Annotated in this window: 1 protein-coding gene; it reads right to left on the bottom strand. The window is 70.5% G+C overall.

Going from position 1 to position 1,365, the window contains the following annotated elements; genetic code table 11:
- A partial coding sequence (locus EQG76_RS20545) for an HAD-IA family hydrolase (RefSeq protein ID WP_159716203.1) occupies positions 1-1,365 on the bottom strand: 1,365 nt, incomplete at both ends.

Below are 1,365 nucleotides of genomic sequence, written 5' to 3' on the forward strand. Positions count from 1 at the left end.
GGGCTCGAAGGCCTGGCCGTGCCGGTAGAGCCGGGTGCGGGCGGCCTGCACCATGCGGATGCGCGACTGCCTGGTCTGCGCTTCGAGGACGATCACATCCGCGGCGGAAGCCGCGGCGTCCAAGACCTCGATATGTCGGCCGTCAAAGGGCCGGTAGCGCAGCACGCCCGCGTTGGTGACGCGGCCATCCAGCGCGGAACATACCGTAACCAGCCCCGACCAGTTCTCCGCGACGACCCGGACCTGGATGCCGGCCAGGTGCTTCTCGCGCATATGGACGAAGCGGCGCTCCTCCAGGCGGGTCACCCGGCCACGGCTGTCGCGGAAGCGCACGATCCGGCGGTAGAGGCCGCGCCGCAAGTCCAGCTCCTGCCGGTACTGGACGATCTCGGTGCCGCCCTTGGTGTCGAGCCAGCCGGGTGCCCCGTTGGCCGGGCGGACCGTGATCGGCAGCCAGTTCGGCCAGTTGACCAGATCCTCGTGCTCGACCGGGCGGCCGGAGATCCCGGAGACCTGCCGGTTGTAGCCGCCGGCCAGATAGGTGCCGGGATAATGCACGCCGTCGGCCACCGATTCCGCCGCGGCACCCCGCGTCCCGACATAGCCGTTGCCCAGGGCGAAGAGCGCTTCTCGCCGCCCCTCGACGGCCGGATCGAAGCTTTCATAGGAAAGGATCCAGGGACCGGCCTCGATCTCGTCGAGCAGGCCGTCGCAGGGTACCGGTGTCCCCCACGGGATGGCCGGGATCCGAGGCAAGGTCGGTGCTTGCGTTGGCCCGTGCGCGTGGCCTGTCTCCCGCACCCTGATCTGCGCGAGGTCCGAGATCACCACATCGGCCCCGTGCGCCTTCAATGCCTGCGGATCCCCGTTCCGATTCACGCCGACGATCAGGCCGAACCCGCCGGCCTGCCCGGCCTCCACGCCGGCGAGCGCGTCCTCCACGACCATGACCCGGGCAGGATCACAGCCGAGCTGTCGGGCGGCCTCGAGGAAAGTGTCCGGCGTCGGCTTGCCACGCAGGCGCATCGCTTCCCGGGTGAGGCCGTCGACCCGGACATCGAAGAGCTCGGCGATCCCGGCGGCCTGCAGGACCGCCGCACAGTTTTTGCTGGCGGAAACGACGGCGGTCCGGATGCCGGCCGCGCGCAGCCGGTGGAGGAGCTCCGCCGCGTGCGGATAGGCCTCGACGCCATCCCGCTTCAGGAGCTCGGTGAACAGGGCGTTCTTCCGGCGGCCCAGCCCCTGGACCGTGTCCTGGTCCGGCCCATCGTCCGCGCTGCCCTCAGCGAGACGGTAGCCCCGGGATTCCAAGAAGGCCCTGATCCCGTCGTCGCGCGGCCGGCCGTCGACATGGCGGCAATAGTC

It is taken from the genome of Geminicoccus flavidas (assembly GCF_009806515.1).
GTDB lineage: Bacteria > Pseudomonadota > Alphaproteobacteria > Geminicoccales > Geminicoccaceae > Geminicoccus > Geminicoccus flavidus.